Source organism: Pantoea sp. paga, assembly GCF_007558755.1.
Taxonomy (GTDB): Bacteria; Pseudomonadota; Gammaproteobacteria; order Enterobacterales; family Enterobacteriaceae; genus Pantoea; species Pantoea agglomerans.
The window spans coordinates 1-1,554 of sequence record NZ_VLTF01000026.1; the positions used below are offsets into that span (position 1 = coordinate 1).

Annotated in this window: 1 protein-coding gene and 1 pseudogene; both read right to left on the reverse strand. The window is 42.2% G+C overall.

Features of this window, described 5'->3' with window-relative positions:
* Window positions 1-223 precede the first annotated feature (223 nt).
* Complete coding sequence (locus tag FOV68_RS23805; protein WP_143991729.1) at window positions 224-643, reverse strand: hypothetical protein; 420 nt, start codon at window positions 641-643, stop codon at window positions 224-226.
* 12 nt (window positions 644-655) lie between these two features.
* Window positions 656-1,554: pseudogene (locus FOV68_RS24135) on the reverse strand (integrase); the annotation flags it as partial.

Sequence of the window (1,554 nt, forward strand, 5' to 3'; positions counted from 1 at the left end):
ACACAGAATAGCCAGATATATCTAATTATCTTGTCCTGAGCAAAACCTGATTTTTTTAATCTCTCAATGAACATTTGTAAAAGCAAAAGTAACTTTTCTTCCCTTGAAAGAGCGTCTGTATTTTTCATAGATTGCGTCCTTGCAAAATTGATCAACCACTCCCTGGTTGTATATACAAGATAACATATAATTTTAATTGCGCAATATCTGCGCAACTAAATATTTAATCAGCATTTGTTTCCCTGTCTATCCTGGGCAATCCATTATTAAGTTGTTCAAAACTGAGTCCGTGATTAATAGCATTAAACTGCCATACAACAAACCTCTCTTCCAGACTCCTGAGCTCTTCTGCCAGTACTTTATTTTTGAATTCGAGATTACTGATACGCTGTGAGGCCATTTTTAAATTAGCTGGCCGTTTTTCTTCATCGTTTCCAGACTTAATATTTTTCTTCTTAATATTGAAAGCCATGACAATATCTTTGTGAAGCCCCAGTGACTGACGGGTTGGTCGCTTACCAATCAGAGGTTCAAGCCTGTCACAAAGATATTCCCATGAAAGCTTACCTGACTTCTCACTGTCCCAACCTGCTATTGTGTTTTTAATTATGCTGATATCTTTATCATCTAGATGTTTAGCCATATGACTCTCCTTTTAATTATGATTAATCCTTTCATTTCCAATCAGTTCATTTCTGCTCGCGCCTGTGAGATTTTTCATATGTGTAAAATCATCACCCTCCAGTCTTACCAGCGCCCCGTCCTCAAGATTTTTGCTTTTGAGTAACGCTATCAAATCCAGAAGTCTTGCTTGGGTTTTTTCGTGATAGGCCACCCACTTGTCAGCCCCGTATTCCTCTTCCATATCAACCTTTGCCTTTTCAAGAAGCTGCTCTGTGTATGCCGCAGTAGCTTCCAGCCTGCCTAGCGAGTCTTTGTCCCCTTTCACGCACGTATGATCGCTGCAATTGATACAGTCCCTGAACTTCGTACATGGAGAGATTACGTAGTCATGAGTGCAGTAGCCGAACTCTGTCACGTGAATGGCTGCATGGCCTGTATCTTTAACATCAATACGCCATGAAGGGTTTGCTATAGCTCGTGGGGTGGTGTTTTCTGGTTTAATGCCAATATTCTGCACGTTATGCTTAACTGACTCCCGAACCTTCTCTTCCTGGCTGACGTGGTTATAGGTTCTGTTTTGTGTTTCCCTCACTCTTCCTGACCACTTGGCCAGTTCAAAGTCGCCAAGGCCACCACGTTGTGCAATTGTATTGAGTAAGTGTCTTGCCTGGTGACTTCTGAGTGAAAGATTGTTCCCTTTTGATCCTTTGTAGCCGTGCCTGTCAAAAATCGTAGAAATGCAGTGCGTCCTGCGATACTCAGTGCTCCCCAGATTGGCGCTGACAAGTGTGGCAGTTGGTCTGAAAAGACTTCTTTGTGTTTTTATACTTGTGCTGAGTTGATAACGGAACAGCAGGCAGAGTGCGTTGCTGTATCGAATGTTCTTTTCTTTATCGTACCAGGGGAAGTCTGGGTAAAGCTCTCGGCCCT